General features: G+C 70.5%; 14 protein-coding genes and 1 tRNA gene. 4 read left to right on the top strand and 11 right to left on the bottom strand.

Annotation, left to right across the window (positions count from 1 at the left end; genetic code table 11):
* From J7E91_RS10225 to J7E91_RS10235, 3 genes are all read right to left on the bottom strand, one after another.
* A partial coding sequence (locus J7E91_RS10225) for a tetratricopeptide repeat protein (RefSeq protein WP_214901084.1) occupies nt 1-2,073 on the bottom strand: 2,073 nt, incomplete at its 3' end.
* A gap of 213 nt (nt 2,074-2,286) precedes the next feature.
* A tRNA-Met gene (locus tag J7E91_RS10230) sits at nt 2,287-2,360 on the bottom strand.
* A 42-nt stretch (nt 2,361-2,402) separates the two neighbouring features.
* Nucleotides 2,403-5,333: a UPF0182 family protein gene (locus tag J7E91_RS10235; RefSeq protein ID WP_214901158.1), complete on the bottom strand. Its 2,931-nt coding sequence runs from the start codon at nt 5,331-5,333 to the stop codon at nt 2,403-2,405.
* Nucleotides 5,334-5,469: 136 nt separating this feature from the next.
* On the opposite strand from J7E91_RS10235, the gene J7E91_RS10240 reads away from it, so the two are divergent.
* Nucleotides 5,470-6,027, top strand: a complete 558-nt coding sequence (locus J7E91_RS10240) for a PPA1309 family protein (RefSeq protein WP_214901160.1) — start codon at nt 5,470-5,472, stop codon at nt 6,025-6,027.
* Nucleotides 6,028-6,073: 46 nt separating this feature from the next.
* Here J7E91_RS10240 and J7E91_RS10245 read toward each other — a convergent pair whose 3' ends face one another.
* From J7E91_RS10245 to J7E91_RS10260, 4 genes are all read right to left on the bottom strand, one after another.
* On the bottom strand, nt 6,074-7,162 hold the full coding sequence (locus J7E91_RS10245) for a PDZ domain-containing protein (protein ID WP_214901086.1): 1,089 nt from the start codon (nt 7,160-7,162) through the stop codon (nt 6,074-6,076).
* Between the two features lie 99 nt (nt 7,163-7,261).
* Nucleotides 7,262-7,432 (bottom strand): hypothetical protein, encoded by a 171-nt coding sequence (locus J7E91_RS10250; protein ID WP_167546446.1) that lies wholly within the window; start codon nt 7,430-7,432, stop codon nt 7,262-7,264.
* A 151-nt stretch (nt 7,433-7,583) separates the two neighbouring features.
* Entirely contained in the window at nt 7,584-8,045 is a 462-nt protein-coding gene (locus J7E91_RS10255) for a molybdenum cofactor biosynthesis protein MoaE (protein ID WP_214901088.1), read from the bottom strand.
* An 80-nt stretch (nt 8,046-8,125) separates the two neighbouring features.
* Nucleotides 8,126-9,259 carry an SDR family oxidoreductase gene (locus tag J7E91_RS10260; protein ID WP_214901090.1) on the bottom strand — a complete coding sequence of 378 codons (1,134 nt, stop codon included), beginning with the start codon at nt 9,257-9,259 and terminating at the stop codon, nt 8,126-8,128.
* Between the two features lie 190 nt (nt 9,260-9,449).
* On the opposite strand from J7E91_RS10260, the gene J7E91_RS10265 reads away from it, so the two are divergent.
* Together J7E91_RS10265 and J7E91_RS10270 are read left to right on the top strand one after the other, a co-directional pair.
* Nucleotides 9,450-10,901, top strand: coding sequence for a zinc-dependent metalloprotease (locus J7E91_RS10265; RefSeq protein WP_214901092.1), 1,452 nt, complete (start codon nt 9,450-9,452; stop codon nt 10,899-10,901).
* Nucleotides 10,898-11,470 carry an NUDIX hydrolase gene (locus J7E91_RS10270; RefSeq protein ID WP_214901094.1) on the top strand — a complete coding sequence of 191 codons (573 nt, stop codon included), beginning with the start codon at nt 10,898-10,900 and terminating at the stop codon, nt 11,468-11,470. The genes J7E91_RS10265 and J7E91_RS10270 overlap by 4 nt, the downstream gene beginning before the upstream one ends.
* Before the next feature lie 73 nt (nt 11,471-11,543).
* Here J7E91_RS10270 and J7E91_RS10275 read toward each other — a convergent pair whose 3' ends face one another.
* The 4 genes from J7E91_RS10275 to J7E91_RS10290 form a co-directional block, all read right to left on the bottom strand.
* Complete coding sequence (locus J7E91_RS10275) at nt 11,544-12,299, bottom strand: AIM24 family protein (protein ID WP_214901096.1); 756 nt, start codon at nt 12,297-12,299, stop codon at nt 11,544-11,546.
* Nucleotides 12,300-12,318: 19 nt separating this feature from the next.
* Nucleotides 12,319-12,999 (bottom strand): AIM24 family protein, encoded by a 681-nt coding sequence (locus tag J7E91_RS10280; RefSeq protein WP_214901098.1) that lies wholly within the window; start codon nt 12,997-12,999, stop codon nt 12,319-12,321.
* A gap of 11 nt (nt 13,000-13,010) precedes the next feature.
* Nucleotides 13,011-14,657 carry a TerD family protein gene (locus tag J7E91_RS10285; RefSeq protein ID WP_214901100.1) on the bottom strand — a complete coding sequence of 549 codons (1,647 nt, stop codon included), beginning with the start codon at nt 14,655-14,657 and terminating at the stop codon, nt 13,011-13,013.
* Between the two features lie 107 nt (nt 14,658-14,764).
* Complete coding sequence (locus J7E91_RS10290; protein ID WP_308376309.1) at nt 14,765-15,340, bottom strand: SprT-like domain-containing protein; 576 nt, start codon at nt 15,338-15,340, stop codon at nt 14,765-14,767.
* Nucleotides 15,341-15,541: 201 nt separating this feature from the next.
* Between J7E91_RS10290 and J7E91_RS10295 the strand changes: the two genes are divergently transcribed.
* Nucleotides 15,542-16,696: a ThiF family adenylyltransferase gene (locus J7E91_RS10295; protein ID WP_214901102.1), complete on the top strand. Its 1,155-nt coding sequence runs from the start codon at nt 15,542-15,544 to the stop codon at nt 16,694-16,696.
* Nucleotides 16,697-16,702: the final 6 nt, after the last annotated feature.

Raw genomic sequence — 16,702 nt, forward strand, 5'->3', positions numbered from 1 at the left:
GCGCAGCGCGGCGCGGCCGTGGCCCGCGTGCGCGGCGCGGGACCACCACAGGGCGGCCTCCGGCTCGCTGCCCTCGCGGGCCAGCAGCAGACCGAGGTTGAAGGCGCCGTTGCGGCTGCCCGCCTCGGCGGCCTCCCGGTACCAGCGCGCGGCGCCCTCCAGGTCGCCCCGGCCCGCGGCGAGCATGCCGACGCGCACCTGCGCGCGGCGGTGACCCTGCTCGGCGGCCCGCTCGTACCACTCCTCGCACTCGGTCTTCTCGTTCAGCGTCTCGCCGAGCCCGGGCGGGCCGGCGGGGGCTTGCCGGCGGTCCAGCAGCGTGGCGAGGCGGAAGGCCGCCTCGGCGCTGCCGCTGCCCGCGGCGCAGCGCAGATGCCGCTCGGCGTCCTGCTCCTCGCCGTCGCGCAACAGGGCGATGCCGACCTGGAGTGCGGCCTCCGTGTGCCCGGCGGCGGCGGCGCGCTCGTACCAGACGAAGGCCGTACGGTCGTCGTCGCGACCCGCGTAGAGGATGCCGAGATTGAAGGCGGCGTCGACGCTGCCCGCCTCGGCGGCCTTGGAGAACCAGGGCTCGGCGCCGGCCGCGTCGCCGCCCTGGAGCAGCAGGATGGCGAGCGCGTTGGCGGCCTCGCGGTGGCCGGCGTAGGCGGCGCGGCGGTACCACTGGTCGGCCTGGGCGGTACGCCCCTGGGCGGCGCAGAGCAGCCCGAGGTTGTACGCGCCGTTCACGTCACCGGCGTCGAGGGCGGCGCGGTACCACCGCTCGGCGGTCTGCTGCTCACCGCGCGCGGCGTGCAGGGCGCCCAGCGCGTTGGCCGCGTTGCCGTCGCCGTCCTGGGCGGCGCGCAGCCACCACACGGCTGCGCTCTCCTCGTCACCGGCGTCGCGCAGCAGGAAGCCCAGCGCGCACGCGGCGCGGGCCTCGCCGTCCTTGGCGGAGGTGAGGTACCAGCGGCCGGCCTCCTTGAGTTCCCCGCGCTCCTCCAGGATGGCGCCGAGGTGCAGGGCGGCACGCCGGTGCCCGCGCGCGGCGGCCTGCCGGTACCACTGCTCGGCCTCCACGGCAGGAGGCACCGTCCCGGCACCGGTCGCAGAGTGCCGGGTCCCCGTACTGTGCTGCCCGGCGCCGGTACGACGGCTTCCGCTCCCCACGGCGTGACGCGTACCGGTGCCGGGCCCCGGACCCGCACCGACCGGCTCGGTGTCCACAGGGGCCCTGCGCGTCCCGGTGGACGGGCCCGTACCGCCGGACTCCCCGGCAACCGGCCCAGTGCCCGTACCGGAGCCGTCGCCGGTCCACCCGTATCCCGGGTAGCGCGTGCCCGAGGGGCCGAGACCGGCGCCGGTGCCGGTACCCGCCACCGCACCCGCCACCGCACCGGCGCCCGGGAGGCGGGTACCCGTGTCGAAGTCGAGGTGGCCACGGCCCCTGACGGCACCGGTGCCGGAGCCGCCGGCCGGGCCGCCACCGGTTCCCGCGTCCACGCCGGTGCGCGCCTCCGCGGCTGCGCGGCGGTCGAGTGTGCGGGCCAGGCGGTACGCCGCTTCCCGGTGTCCCTGCTCGGCGGCGGCGCGCAGCCACCGCTCGGCGCCCACGTCGCTGCGGTGTTCCAGGAGGTCGGCGAGGGCGTACGCCCCCAGCGCGTGCCCCTGCTCGGCGGACTGGCGCAGCCAGTACTCGGCGGCGGGCTCGTCGCCGCGCTCCCGGTAGTGGCGGCCGAGCGCGTGCGCGGCGGCCGCGGAGCCGGCCACGGCGGCGATGCGCCACCAGCCGGCCGCCTCGTCGGCGTACCCGCGCTGGTGGAGGAGAACACCAAGATTGTTCGCGGCGGCGCGGTCGCCGTCGGCGGTCGCGGCGCGCAGGTGCGGCTCGGCGCCGTCGAGGTCGCCGCGGCGCAGCAGCAGCGAGCCGAGCACGCTCATGGACTCCGTGTCGCCGTTCTCAGCGGCGCGGCGGTGCCTCGCCTCGGTCTCGTCCTCGGCGGTATCCACGGTGTCAACAGCGTGCTCCTGGTGTCGCTGCACAAACCGCCCTGTCTCCAACAGAGTTGCCCTGTCCCCCATAAAAGCCATCGTCGCACCACCCGCAACCCGCGTACACCTGGTATACCGCAGCCAGTGAGGTCACTTCAGCGTTTTGTCGACATGCCCACAGAGAGACACTCCAAACGCCTAATCCCCAACTCCGCCCACCAGGACGACGCTTCGCACGGGAGCGCGAGCATCCGCGCACACAACAAAGGCCCGGATCTCTTTCGAGATCCGGGCCCTCGTCTTCTTCTTCAGTAGCGGGGACAGGATTTGAACCTGCGACCTCTGGGTTATGAGCCCAGCGAGCTACCGAGCTGCTCCACCCCGCGCCGTTGTGTTCAAACAGTACCACGGCGCGGGGATGTCCCAGCTCAGCTGCCCTTCTGGTCGCCCTTCTCGTCCTGCCCGGCCTTCTCGGGCTTCTTGCCCTCGGCGCCGGGCGTGGCCGGCGTCTCGGTCCTGGCCTCCGCGTCGGCGGCCCGCTGCAGCGCGTCCTGGAGCTTCTCCTGCGCCTCGCCGTACGCGGTCCAGTCCTGCTGCTTCAGCGCCTCCTCGCCCTCGTCGTACGCCTTCTGGGCGTCCTCGATGGCCTTCTGGAGCGACACGTCGCCGTCGGACGGCGGCCTGGTGGTGTCATCGTCACCATCGCCCGGCGGTGGCGGCGTTTCACCCTCCTCGCCGAAGACGGCGTTCAGCGCCTCACCGAGCGTGTTCTTGAAGACGGTCTCCCTGCCGTACGAGACGGCGACCTTCTTCAGGAGCGGATAGGCGTTGTTGCCCTGGGCGTACACCGGCTCGACGTACAGGAAGCCGTCGTTCAGCGGGATCGTCAGCAGGTTGCCGTACTCGATGTCCGAGTTGGCGCCCTTCATGTTCCTGACGAACTCGGCAACCTCCGCATTGCTGTTGAGGCGGTTCTGCACCTGCTGCGGCCCCGGTACGTCGCCCGTGACTCTCAGGAGCCTTATCGTGCCGTAGTCCTTGCTCGACGCGTCGGCGTCGACCGCCATGAACGCTCCCAGGTTCGGGCGCCCGTTGGGGGTGAAGGTCGTCGTCAGCGAGAACTTCCGGTCCTGCTCCTGCGGCATCTTCAGGCTCAGGTAGTACGGCGGTACGGAGCTCTTCTCGCCCGTCGTCGGGTCGTCCGGCACCTGCCACGCGTCACTGCCGCTGTAGAACTGCGACGGGCTCTCGACGTGGTAGCGGGTGAGCAGCTCGCGCTGCACCTTGAAGAGGTCCTGCGGGTAGCGCAGGTGCTCCATCAGCGCCGGGGCGATGTCGCCCTTGGGCTTCACCGTGTCCGGGAACGCCTTCATCCAGGTCTTCAGCACCGGGTCCTCGGTGTCCCACTGGTACAGCTGGACCGTGCCGTCGTACGCGTCGACGGTGGCCTTCACCGAGTTGCGGATGTAGTTGACCTGGTTCTGCTGGGCGATCACCGCACGCTGGCTGTCGGTCTGCGTCAGCGCGTCGGCCGTCGTGTCCCCCAGCGTCGTACGCGAGGCGTAGGGGTAGCCGTTGGTGGTGGTGTACGCGTCGACGATCCACTGGACCCGCCCGTTGACGACCGCCGGGTAGGCGTCGCCGTCGAGGGACAGCCACGGCGCGACCGCTTCGACGCGCTCCTTGGGCGTGCGGTTGTACAGGATCCGCGAGCCCTCGCCGATGGCTCCCGAGTAGAGGATCTGCGGCTCACTGAAGGCCACGGCGTATGCGGCACGGTTCAGCGCGTTCGACAGATTGACTCCGCTCTTGCCCTCATAGCTCGTGGTCTTGGTCGCCTCGCCGTTCTTCTCGTAGTCGAGCTCCTTCTGCGGGCCACCCACGATCGAGTACTGCTGGGTCTTCTCGCCGTAGTAGATCCGCTGCTCGTACTCGCCGAGCATGCCCTGGGACGGCAGGCCGGACTCGCTGAAGTCCGGGGCGCCCTCGGTGTCCGGCTTGACCGCCGTGCCCTTGGCCGCGACCACGCCGTATCCGTGGGTGTACGTGAAGTGGTCGTTGATCCAGTTCCGCTTGGGGATGCCCTGGAGGTCGAGCTCGCGCAGACCGACGACCGTGTCCTGGCCCTTGTACCTGTCCACGTCCAGCGTCGTGGGGAACTGGTAGTACTTACGCTCCTGCTGAAGCTGGTCGAAGGTCGGCGGAACGACGTTCGGGTCGATCAGCCGGTAGCTGGCCGCCGAGTCCGCGTCCTTGCGCAGCTGGGAGTTGTCCTTGCTGTCGCCGACGCCTTGGTAGTCGTCCACCTTCGCGTCGTCGATGTCGTACGCCTCGCGCGTCGCGTCGATGTTCTTCTTGATGTACGGCGCTTCCTTGGCCTGCTCGTTCGGCTGGACCTGGAACTTCTGCACGATCGCCGGGTAGAGCCCGCCGATGAGGATCGCCGAGAGCACCATCAGGCCGAAGCCGATGACGGGCAGCTGCCAGGTGCGGCGCCACAGCGTCGCGAAGAACAGCAGCGCGCAGATGACGGCGATGCAGAAGAGGATCGTCTTCGCCGGGAGGTAGGCGTTCGCGTCGACGTACCGCAGACCGGCCCAGTTGCCCGTGGCCTTGAAGTCACTGGACTTGACCGCGAGGCCGTACCGGTCGAGCCAGTACGCGACGGCCTTCAGGGCCACGAAGAGGCCGAGCAGCACCGACAGGTGTCCAGTCGCCGCGGCGGTGGCCCTCGCGCCCGGACTGGTGATCCGCAGGCCGCCGTACAGGTAGTGCACCAGCGCGGCGGCGATCAGGGAGAGCACGGTGGCCGCGAAGCCGAAGCCGAGCAGGAAGCGGTACCAGGGCAGGTCGAACGCGAAGAACGACACGTCCAGCTGGAACTGCGGGTCCTTCTGGCCGAAGGGCACGCCGTTGACCCACATGAGCCAGGTACGCCACTGCCCGGAAGCGGAGGCTCCGGCGATCAGCCCGACCAGAGTGGTGACCGCGAGGAGCACCCACTTCTTGTACGGGGCGATGCCCATCCGGTAGCGGTCCAGGTTCTGCTGCTCCAGCGACATCGCGCTCAGCGGCGGCCTGAGCCGGTGCGCGAGCCAGATGTTCACGCCGACGGCCAGGGCCATCAGCAGACCGAAGACGGCGAAGAGGCCGATCTTGGTCCACAGGGTGGTGGTGAAAACGGACGAATATCTGACCGAGCGGTACCAGAGCCAGTCCGTCCAGAACCCGGCGAACATGACGAAAGCCATGGCCAGGACGGCCAGAACGCCCAATGTCATGAGCAGGGTACGGACACGCCGGGACGGGCGGCCGACTCTGATCCGTGGCCCTGTCGGGCCTCCGCCGCGGTCCGGCATCTGGAAAGCCAAGGTGCGCACCTCGAAAGTTCGCTGTCGTAGGAGCAGGCTCCGCGATCGTAGAGCCCACTCATGCAACTTACTGAAGCTTTACTCAGTTCCCGCTTTGGGGTCCGAAGGAGGCAGGATGTCGACCATGTCCAACGTTTCCCCCTCCGGGCCCCCCATGGCCACGAGCCCGCTCACCCGCGCCGTGCTCGAAATCGACGAATACACCGCCGGTCTCGGCTGGGACCAGCCCGCGAGGCTGTTCGCCCTCGTCGACACCGCCCAGCTTCGTGCCCAGGAGCCTGGCCTCGCCGCCCAGCTCGGTCTCGCCGAGGGCGAGGCGGCGGCCACGCTCACCCCTGTCGAACAGGAGGAGATCCCGACGGGCACCGCGCTCGACGAGTTCCTCGCGACAATCGCCTGGCCCGACGCGGTGGCCGGCTGCGCGCTGACGGTGGAGCGGCTGATGCTTCCGCCGTCCGCCGAGGCGTCCGTACCCGAGGGCATGAACGAGGCCGAGCTGGCGAAGTGGGTCGCGAAGCACCCCGACCGCCAGGAGGTCCGCATGACGGTAGCCGTGCTGCGCAACGGCGTACGCGAGTCCGCGCTGCGGCTGCGGGAGAAGGACTCCCCGACCGAGGTGCTCACCGGCGCCATGCTCGTTCCGGGGCTGGCCGAGGCCCTGGCCGCGACCTTCGAGGCGTAGGCACCGGGCCCCGGGGGGCACGGTCGCCGGTGGCCGGCTGCCGACGTCAGCCTGTCGTGCACTGCGGCAGGCCGGCCGTGCCCCCCTCGCGGATCTTCTCCAGCGACTTCCTGGCGTCGTCGATCGTCTTGACCTTCACCAGGGTGAGACCGTCGGGGATGTCCGCGACGGCGGACGCGCAGTTCTCGGCGGGCGTCAGGAAGTACTCGGCGCCCGCGTTGCGCGCGCCGACGGTCTTCATCTCGATGCCGCCGATCGGGCCGACCTTGCCGTCCTCGTCGATCGTGCCGGTGCCCGCCACGAACCTCCCGCCGGTCAGGGAACCGGGCGTGAGCTTGTCGACGATGCCGAGCGAGAACATCAGGCCCGCGCTGGGGCCACCGACGTCCGCCAGCTTGATGTCGATGGTGAACGGGAAGGTGTGGTCGGGTCCCGCCTGGATGCCGACGAGCGCCCGGCCGTCGTCTCCGGCCTTCTCCGTGGTGATGGCGATGTCCTCGCTGCCCACCGGCTCCTTGCCCGCCTTCTCCGCCGCCGCCGCCTCCTTGGCCGGGACGATCGTGAAGACGACCTTCTGCGTGGGCTTGTGCTTGCCGACGAGCTTGGCGACGTCCTCGGGCGCCTTGACGGCCGTACCGTCCACGGCCTTGATGACGTCGCCCGCGTGCAGCTTGCCCTCGGCGGGCTTGTTCTTGAGAACGGTCGAAACCACGACCCGGGTCTGCACCGGGATATCCAGTTCCCGCAGAGCGGCGGTCTTGGCGCTCTCCTGCGACTGGCTGAATTCCTCGGCGTTCTCCTGCGTCGACTCTTCCTCGGTCTTGCCGTCGGGGTACAGGGTGTCGTGCGGGACCACCACGCTGTCGTGCGCGAGCCAGCCGTAGACCGCCTCGACGAGGTTCATCTTGTAGTCCACGCCGGTGACTCTGACCGTCGTCATATTGAGATGCCCGCTCGTGGGGTACGTCTTGCGACCGGAGATCCGCAGTACCGGCTCGCCCTTGGCCTCGCCGAGCGTGTTCACCGTCGGGCCGGGAGACATCTCCGAGTACGGGACATTGATGAATACGCCTGCGCACAGCAGCGCGATCAGCATGAGGGTGGAGGCGAGCATCGTCACTGTGCGGCGTGGCATGGAACGACAGTACGGGACGGGTCCGTCAGTGCACCGCTGGGGCCGGTCCGTCCGGGACCTCACGGCTCGCTCGTACGGTCGGGGCCGCATCACACGTGGTCAGACGGCGTCGGTACCGGAGTGGGATTTCTCCATCGCCTCACGGAACCGCGCGTAGCCGGCGAGTTCGGAGACATCGCCGGCCGTTCGATTTCTGGCTGCCCAGCTTCCCCATATCGCAGCACCAAGTGCAGCGAAAAGCGGAATCAGCAACCACGCGAGTGCCGCCATTCCGACCTCCCGACCCCTAGGGACCGACCGCATTCGGCCGATCAGCAGATTAGCCACCGGTGCGTCCAACGCTCACGGCAGGGGCCCGGTTACGCAAATCGGGGCGCTTGGGCGCCACCCACGTTTCAGCGGAGATCCGACGGCACGCGCCTCAGCACGCGCCGACCCACTCCTCCGTACCGTCCGAAAAAGTCTGGTGCTTCCAGATCGGCACTTGGTGCTTCAGATCGTCGATCAGCCTGCGGCAGGCCTCGAATGCCTCGCCCCGGTGCGGGCAGGACACCGCCACGACGACCGCGAGGTCGCCGACTTCGAGGTCACCCACACGGTGGATGGCCGCCAGTGCGCGTACCGGGAAATCCGCGGCGACCTTTTCGGCCACACGGCGTAGCTCGTCCTCGGCCGAGGGGTGACAGGAATAGCCGAGCCTGTCCACGTCTGCGCCCCCGTCGTGGTTGCGCACGGTGCCGACGAACAGCGCCGTTCCGCCCGCGGCGCTGTCCCCCACGGCTCTGAACACCTCGTCGACGGAGAGCGGGGTGTCGCGAATCGCCAGCAGCCGGATGGGGTCCTGCGCCGCCTGCTCGCCCGGGTGAGAATACGTGCCTGCCATGCTGCCCATCGTGCCGTACCGCGGTGACATTGCGGAATAGCTCTTTCGACCGGCTGTACGGGCCCTTCGTATGGAGGGTCCTACATGCGGCCCCGCGCCTTGCGTACGCGGCGTACCAGCGCTGCCGTGCCCAGCAGCGCGACCGTGGCGCCCGCGGCGCCTGCCGCGGTGGCGTCCTTGCGGCCGAGGCGGCGACCCGCGACGGTGTGCCGGCCGGCGACCTCCTCCAGCAGCTCCGCGAGTACCTCCTCGTTGGTCCACTGCGGCCGCCAGCCCGCGTCGTGGAGCCTGCTCACGCTCACCACCCACGGATGCATCGTGTAGGCGAGATCCCCGGCCGGGGAGGGCGTGAGACCGATCCGGTGCAGCCTCGCCGCGGCGCCCAGGGCGACCGCGGACGGCAGCTCCATGCGGCGGATGCCGCTGAGCTCCTCGACCTCCGGCTGTTCCAGCCAGCCGTCGCAGCCGACCGCCAGCTCGCCGTCGACCTTCTCCAGGGCGGCGTACTCCAGCGCGCTGACCAGGTCCTCGACGTGGCAGAACTGCCAGGTGGGGCGGGAACCGGCGACGACGAGGAGGCGGGGCGACTCGAAGTACCGGGTGAGCGCGGTGTCCGTACCGCCGACCAGGACGGCGGGGCGGACCACGGTGACGTTGAGGCCGGGGTGCGCGCGGGGCGCACGGCGCCCGAGACGTTCGATTTCGAGGAGGTCGCCGACACCGGCGGCCTCCGCGGTGGCGCGCAGTTCCGCGTCCTCGGACAGCGGGATGTCGTTGTCGGGCAGAGCGCCGTAGACCATCGCCGACGTGCACAGCACGACCCGGTGGACGCCGGCGGCCGCGGCCGCGGTGAGCACCGTCTGGGTGCCCCGCACGTTGTACGCCGTACGGGCAGCGGGGTCCGACTCCAGGTCGAGGTCGAGCGCGAGGTGCACGACGACGTCGGCACCCCGCAGCTTCTCCGCGATGGCCGGGTCGCGTACGTCCAGGATGTGCCACTGCGCCTCGGCGACGTCGCCCCGGCGCTCGTCGATGGCGACGACCTGTTTGATCTCCTCGGAAGCGGCAAGGCGCCGGGTGAGCAGCGCGCCGATGCCCGAGGCGGCACCCGTGACAGCGACGACGGGACCGCGGGCTGTCGGGGACGAGTCGTTTCGCCTCTGGCGAACTTCAGCGCTCTGCGATGCGCGAACCTGCGGATCTGGGGAACTCACCGGGCGTCTCCAGCGGTTGTCTTCAGTACGTACACGCCTTGCGCGTGCGTACCAGGTGGCGTCCATCCTGCCGCAGGCAGAGTCCCGGCGGAGCACCGAGCCCTTATCCGGCTCCGGTGTCTACGCTGGGTGGTGATGTCGGGCAGCTGCCGTCGGCCGGAGCCGGCGGCCTTACGAGCCGAGGAAACCCGTGAGTGACACCCCATTCGGATTCGGCCTTCCGCCGGAGGAGCCGGAGGACGGCGACGATGGCAAGAAGAAGGGCAGCGAGGGCGGTGGCCAGGGTGGCCAGGGTCCGGCGAACCCGTTCAGCGGGTTCGGTCTGCCGGGCGGCTCGGGCGGCGCGGGCGGAGACAATCCGTTCGCCGCGATGTTCGGTTCGCTGAACCCGAACGACCTGGGCGCGGCCTTCCAGCAGCTCGGGCAGATGCTCAGCTACGAGGGCGGTCCCGTGAACTGGGACATGGCCAAGGACATCGCCCGCCAGACGGTCTCGCAGGGCACCTCGGACGGCGCCAAGGACTCCAGCGTGAGCCCCGGCGAGCGGTCAGCGGTCGAGGAGGCGGTGCGTCTCGCCGATCTGTGGCTGGACGGCGTGACCTCGATGCCCTCCGGCGCGGCCACGTCGGTGGCGTGGAGCCGCGCGGAGTGGGTCGAGGCGACCTTGCCCGCGTGGAAGCAGCTCGTGGACCCGGTCGCCGAGCGCGTCGGGGCGGCCATGGGCGACGTACTGCCCGAGGAGATGCAGGCCATGGCGGGCCCGCTGCTCGGGATGATGCGGTCCATGGGCGGTGCGATGTTCGGCCAGCAGATCGGGCAGGCCGTGGGCGTACTGGCGGGCGAGGTGGTCGGCTCGACCGACGTCGGGCTGCCGCTGGGCCCGGCGGGCAAGGCCGCGCTGCTGCCGCTGAACATCGAGGCGTTCGGCAAGGACCTGGGCGTCGAGAAGAACGAGGTGCGGCTGTATCTGGCGCTGCGCGAGGCCGCTCACCAGCGGCTCTTCGCTCATGTGCCGTGGCTGCGCTCGCACCTGTTCGGCGCGGTCGAGGGGTACGCGCGCGGCATCCAGGTGGACACCTCGAAGCTGGAGGACGTGGTCGGCCAGCTCGACCCGTCGCACCCGGAGCAGCTTCAGGAGGCGCTCCAGCAGGGCATGTTCCAACCGGAGGACACCCCCGCGCAGAAGGCGGCCCTGGCCCGTCTGGAGACGGCCCTCGCGCTCGTCGAGGGCTGGGTGGACGCCGTGGTGCACGAGGCTGCCAAGCCCCGGCTCACGTCGGCGGACGCGCTGCGCGAGACGCTGCGCAGGCGCCGGGCCTCCGGTGGTCCCGCCGAGCAGACGTTCGCGACGCTCATCGGTCTTGAGCTGCGTCCGCGGCGGCTGCGGGACGCGGCGCGGCTGTGGGCCTCGCTCACCGACGCGCGCGGTCTGGACGGGCGCGACGCGCTGTGGGAGCACCCGGACATGCTGCCGACGGCGGAGGACCTGGACGACCCGGACGGGTTCGTGCACCGCGAGCAGCTGGACTTCTCCGAGATCGACAAGATGCTCGGCGAGGCTGCCGGCGGCAGCGCGGACAAGCCGAACCTGAAGAAGGACGACGACAAGGGCAGCGACGAAGAGGGCGACAGCGACAAGTGAGCCTGCACGACGACGCTGTCCTCGTACTGAAGAGGTACGAAGACCAGGAAGAACTGCGCCAGACCTATCTGGATCACCTGTCGGCGCACCCGGACGGGATGTGGAAGGCCTGCGAGGCCGGGCACCTCACGGCGAGTGCGCTGGTCGTCGATCCGGAGCGCGGACGGGTGCTGCTGACGCTGCACAGGAAGCTGAACATGTGGCTGCAGATGGGCGGCCACTGCGAGCCGGGCGACGCGACGCTCAGCGACGCCGCGCTGCGCGAGGCGACGGAGGAGTCCGGCATCGCGGGGCTCACGCTGCTGCCATCAGCAGGGGCAGCGCGCAGCGCTTCGATGAGGGGCGGCGGTCGGGTGACGGGTGGGCCCGTGCGGCTGGACCGGCATCCGATCCCGGCGCCCTGCAACTGGCACCTGGACGTGCAGTACGCGGCGCTGGCGCCGGGCGGTGCGGTCGAGGCGATCAGCGAGGAGTCGCTGGACCTGCGCTGGTTCGCGTACGACGAAGTGGCGGGCGTGGCCGACGAGTCGGTCGTACGGCTGATGGAGCGTACCCGCGCGGCGCTGTAGACAGACGTACGCGCGCAGGTGAGTAAGGGGCGGGCTCCCAGGAGCCCGCCCCTTACCTGTGCTCTCAAGACGGTCAGTTCCAGGCGTTGTTCTGGTTCTGGCCGCGGGCGCCCTGCTGTCCCATGCCGAACTGTGCGGCGATGCCCTGCCCCAGCTGCGCGTCCTGCGGCGGCATCACCTCGCTGGGCTGTACGAGCGCGAAGCCCTGCCCGAGGAAGCTGAGTTCCCAGCCCTCACCGGTGTTGCCGCGCCGGCGGCGCACGTTCGCCGAGTGCGTCTGGGCCTGCATCTGCACGCGCAGGGAGCTGGACCACGCGACGATCGCGTCGGAGTCGGCGTTGACGTACTTCTCGGGCGTGACCTCAAGCATCAGGGGCTGGCCGGAGGTCATCAGCGCGACCTTGCCCCGCCCGGAGATGTTGAGCTGGTACTTGCCCGTGCCGGAGATGCCGTACTGGCTGTCCACGGCGATGACTTCGGTGTTCAGCGAGGAGTCCAGCGCCAGGACGTACGCGCTGTCCACCGTCATGCCCTCGCGGTCGACGTCCACGAGATGGACGTACTGCGCGAGGTTGGCGAGGTAGACGGTGCCCTGCCCGGAGCAGCGCATCAGGTCGAGACCCTCACCGGTGTTGGCGCGGGCGCGCCGCTGGCTGTTCGACCGGTACTCGCCGTCGAAATCGATCAGCCCCTGGTACGCGACCATCGCGCCCTTGCGGGCGAGGAGGTCGTCCTGACCGGACAGCGAGACCCGCAGGAGCTGCGGGTTCTGCACGGTGTACCGGTCCTGGGACTGCTGTTCGGTGTGACTGAAAAGCGGGCTTTGCATGGTGTGTTCTCGCTCCCCCTCAGCCCCGGATCCGCAGGCGGTCGGTGCTGTCCTCGCTCGGCTGTACGACGACGATTCCCTCGCCGGAGAAGGCCATCTGGTACGCCTCTCCGCTGCCCCGCCCGACGAGGGCGGACGCCTTGAAGCTGCGCTTGCCCTTCACCTTCAGGTTCGGGGACCAGGCGACAAGGGCGTCGGGGTCGACGTACGTCTCGTCCTCGCCGCGGCCGCACTCGACGACGATCGGTGTGCCGCGCGAGGTCAGGGCGACCCAGCCGGTGCCGGCGATCTCGACGTTCCACAGGCCCTGTCCGGCGAGCTTCGCCATGCCCTTGACCTTCTCGACGCCCCACTGGAGGTGCGCGTCGAAGGCGAGCACGTTGCTGCCGTTCACCGAGAGCGAGTCGTTGTTGAGGTTGATGACGACGACGTCCGCGCCGTAGTCGGCGAGGTAGAGCAAACCGTCACCGGAGCACTTCATGACGGGCGCGCCCTCGCCGGTGACCCACTGGGACGCGACCTGGCGTACAGCGGGCGGGTTCGGCTCGTACTGGATGAAGCCCTCGTACGCCACCATCGAGCCGGTGCGCGCGTAGAGGTCCTGGCCGGTGGCCATGGCGACCTTGAGCATCGCGCGCCCGTGGTTCTCCATGCGTGCCGCGATCGGGGTCGGGGCGTAGCCCGCGAGTTGCTGATTCATGACGGGCTCCCTCAGACCTCGTAGGGCTGGACGACGATGAAGTTTCCGGGCGCTCCCCGGAACTGCAGGTTGACGGTCTCTCCGCTGTGGCCGGGGTAGGCGTTGCGGCGCAGCCGCACCTGGCTGGAGAGGATCACCTGGGATGCCGAGGACCACGCGACGACGGCGTTGGCGTCGGCGAACGTGGTCGGCGTGACCGGCAGGACCACGGGGATACCGTGCGTCTTCACGACGACGGTGCCCGTTCCCTGGAACTGCATGGTGAACAGGGCGCCGCCCGGAATGCCGTGCCCCTCGATGCGGCGGACCTCGTACTGCAGCGACTCGTCGAACGCGAGAACGTTCTCGGCGGAGACGCAGATACCGTCGCCCTGGAGCTCAATGGGGTGCAGGTTCGCGCCGTTCTCCGCGAGGAAGACCTGGCCGCGTCCGGAGCAGCGCATCAACTGCATTTCCTGACCGGTCGCGTTGCCCACGATGCGGCCGGTGAAGCCCGCGCCCTTGTGGCTGAAGTCGACCTTGCCCTGGTACATCACCATGCTGCCCTGGCGGGCGAGGATCGGCATACCGCCCATGCCGAGCTCGACGCGCATGAGCTGCTGGTTCTGCGGGGTCCAGCGCTGTCCGGTGGCCGCCTCGCGGTACGGCTGGAGGGCGGCCTTGAGCCCGGCTCCGCCCTGGGGGACGCCTTGCGGGACGCCCGGGGGCGTGCCCGGCGGCATGCCCTGGGGCTGGCCGTACGGGGCGGGCTGGCCGTAGCCGCTGGGCGGCTGGGCCTGGCCGGGGACCTGGCCGGGGACCTGGCCGGGCATCTGACCCGGCACCTGGCCGAACTGCGGCTGCTGGGGCGGGTGTCCGTACGGCGACGGAGGCGTCGGCGGTACGGGGCCACTCTGCGGTGGAGCCATCGGCGCGGCGACAGTCGGCGCCGCGTACATCTGAGGGGCGGGCTGCTGCACTGCCGGCTGCGGCGGCGGGGCGAAGCCCTGCGCGGGGGCCGGGGCAGGAGCGGGCGCCGGGGCCGGGGCCGGCGGGGCGGCGGGTGCGCCGAAGGACGGTGCGGGCTGCGCCGCCTGGGGCGGCGGGGCGAAGGAGGGTGCCGCTGCCTGCGGTTGCGCGGCCGGCTGCTCCTCGGCCACCTCACCGCCGAAGTTCTTCAGCAGGGCGTCGAGCCCGCCGTCGAACCCCTGGCCGACCGCGGCGAACCGCCACACGTCCTTGAGGTAGAAGTCCCCCAGCATCACCGCGCGCTCGGTGGTGAACTCGGAGCCGGTGAAGGCGTACCTGACGACCTCTTCGCCACCCGCGACGATCCGGATGTAACCGGGCCCCACCTGCGACATCTGCCCCGCGCCGTCGATCGTCGCGGTGAAGGAAAGCCGGTGGATGTTCGCCGGGATGCGGTCCAGCGTGACGCGGAACGACTCGGTGTCACCCGACTGCGCGCCGAGCTGCTGAATCGACTCCTCGGGCGATTTCGGCTGATTGAAGAAAATGAAATACCGGTCGTCCGAGAGCTGCTCATTGGCGTCGAGCCCGAAGCAGCTGATGTCGAAGGTCAGTCCGGCCCCCGCGATCTGCACACCTACGTACAGATCCGTGCCCGCTGTGAGATCACTGATCTTGGCCTTGTGGCCGCGTTGAAATTCCCTGGCCATGCGTAACGACCGTCCCCCATCCCGAGGTGAATGCGTCGCGTCAGGCTAACCCGCGAAGGGCGGCATCCGGCCAGGCCGGTACACACTCGGTACAGGATCACCGGGCCTCACTCGGTGCGCGCGCCCGGCAGGTGCGGCAACCGCTCGGCTGCGACCACTCCCTCGAGGTAGCCGCGGGCACGCTCGGTGCGCGGGTACGCCTCCAGGAGCTGCCAGAAGCGCGGGCCATGACCCGGTACGAGCAGATGGGCAAGCTCGTGGACGAGTACGTAGTCGACGACGTACTCCGGCATGCCCTGCAGGCGGTGCGAAAGGCGGATGCTGCCCTCGGCCGGGGTGCACGATCCCCAGCGGGTGTTCTGGTTCGTCACCCAGCGCACGGACGCGGGGCGCGCCCTGCCGTCGAAGCACTGGGCGGACAGCCGGCGGGCACGCTCGGCCAGTTCGGCGTCACCGAAGACGCGCTTGCTCTCCTGGGCGGCGAGCTTGTCGAGCATCACGGTCACCCAGCGCTGCTCCTCGGCCTCCGACATCCGGTCGGGGATGAGCACAATCGTGCGGTCGCCCTCCCGGTACGCGGAGACCGTCCTGCTGCGGCGGGCGCTTCTGCGGACCTCGACAGCGCTCGACCGCGGGCCGCGGGGCAGCTGATGTGTCGCACTGTGCAGAGGGTCGACGGGCACGCCACGACGTTACCCGCTGCCAGTGGCGGAAGTCCCGCCTCCGGATGGTTCGAACGCCATCCGCTCCCTGGTGTGCAGCATTTGAACGACTGATACGACTAATCCACACCGCCTGTGGACAACTTTCGGCACTCTTTGGCCGCGCCGTGCATTCTGGGTTCCGAGAGCGGATCTTGGGACAGACCGACGGGGGACGGCGATATGCATCCGATGGTGAAGCCCGCGCTGCGGCGCGCCTGGCGGGACCGGCAGACCGTGCAATTCGGCATGACGTCCGCACACGCGGTAACGGTGGGCCCGGTGGATACGGCGACGGGCAGTTTCCTCGGGCTGCTCGACGGGACACGCGGCCTTCCGCTGCTGCGGGAGGAGGCACGGGCGATGGGGCTGCCCGACGGACGGGTGGACGACCTGGTGGCGAAGCTGACGGCGGCGGGCCTGATCGACGACGCGACGGCGGGAGGCGCGGCGGCGGACGCGCTGCGGGGCCGCGCCGACATGTTCGACCGGCTCCGCCCCGATCTGGCGTCGCTTTCGGTGGTCCATTGCGAACCGGGCGGCGGAGCGAGACATCTGGCGGCGCGGCGCGCGATGCGGGTCCAGGTGCGGGGCGCCGGAAGAGTCGGCGCGACGATCGCCTCTGTGCTGGCCGCCGGCGGCGTGGGGCGGGTCGAGGTGATGGACGGCGGTTCCACGGAGCTCTGGGACGTCGCGCCGGGCGGGCTGAGCGCGGAGTCGGTGGGCGGCCGGCGCGACGTGGCGGCGCGGCAGCTGGTCCGGCGGGCCGCGCCCGGCAGGCCTCCGCGTGCGGCTGAGACCGCCGAGGCGGCGGGGGACGCGGCGGGCGGCGAGCCGGGTCTCTCACTGGTGATCGTGGCGCCCCGCGACGGATCCGCCGCGTACGCGCCCGATCCCGTCGCCGCGGAACCGTGGCTGCGATCGGGAACTCCCCATCTCTATGCGGGAGTCGTCGAGGCGACGGGGGTGGTCGGGCCGCTGGTGCTGCCGGGTGGGAGTGCCTGCGCGGGCTGTATGGCGCTGGCGCGGGTGGACCGGGACCCCGGGTGGCTGCGGATGCTGGCGCAGTGGCGCTCCGGCCGCGGCGGGCCCGTACCGGCCTGCGACATCGGTCTGGCGACCGCCGTGGCGGGGCTGGCGGCGGCGCACGCCCTGTCGTTTCTGGACGGTGAGCTGCCGGCCACCACGGGGGTCCGGTGGGAGGTCTCGATGCCGCTGCTGGACTGGCGGCAGGAACGGATGTCACCGCACCGCGACTGTACCTGCGGCGCCGGTGGGCAGACTCAGGGGGAGTGCGCCTCGGGGGCCGGGGAGCCACAGGACACAATGGCCGGGTGACCGTCG

This window comes from Streptomyces sp. ISL-99 (assembly GCF_018614005.1).
Classification (GTDB): Bacteria; Actinomycetota; Actinomycetes; order Streptomycetales; family Streptomycetaceae; genus Streptomyces; species Streptomyces flavidovirens.

What these genes read in the sequence shown, in the direction of transcription:
- J7E91_RS10280 (WP_214901098.1), bottom strand. Translation starts at nt 12,999, where the DNA reads ATGAATCAGCAACTCGCGGGCTACGCCCCGACCCCGATCGCGGCACGC.
- J7E91_RS10255 (WP_214901088.1), bottom strand. Translation starts at nt 8,045, where the DNA reads ATGGCAGGCACGTATTCTCACCCGGGCGAGCAGGCGGCGCAGGACCCC.
- J7E91_RS10240 (WP_214901160.1), top strand. Translation starts at nt 5,470, where the DNA reads ATGTCCAACGTTTCCCCCTCCGGGCCCCCCATGGCCACGAGCCCGCTC.
- J7E91_RS10235 (WP_214901158.1), bottom strand. Translation starts at nt 5,333, where the DNA reads ATGCCGGACCGCGGCGGAGGCCCGACAGGGCCACGGATCAGAGTCGGC.
- J7E91_RS10285 (WP_214901100.1), bottom strand. Translation starts at nt 14,657, where the DNA reads ATGGCCAGGGAATTTCAACGCGGCCACAAGGCCAAGATCAGTGATCTC.
- J7E91_RS10295 (WP_214901102.1), top strand. Translation starts at nt 15,542, where the DNA reads ATGCATCCGATGGTGAAGCCCGCGCTGCGGCGCGCCTGGCGGGACCGG.
- J7E91_RS10275 (WP_214901096.1), bottom strand. Translation starts at nt 12,299, where the DNA reads ATGCAAAGCCCGCTTTTCAGTCACACCGAACAGCAGTCCCAGGACCGG.
- J7E91_RS10245 (WP_214901086.1), bottom strand. Translation starts at nt 7,162, where the DNA reads ATGCCACGCCGCACAGTGACGATGCTCGCCTCCACCCTCATGCTGATC.
- J7E91_RS10250 (WP_167546446.1), bottom strand. Translation starts at nt 7,432, where the DNA reads ATGGCGGCACTCGCGTGGTTGCTGATTCCGCTTTTCGCTGCACTTGGT.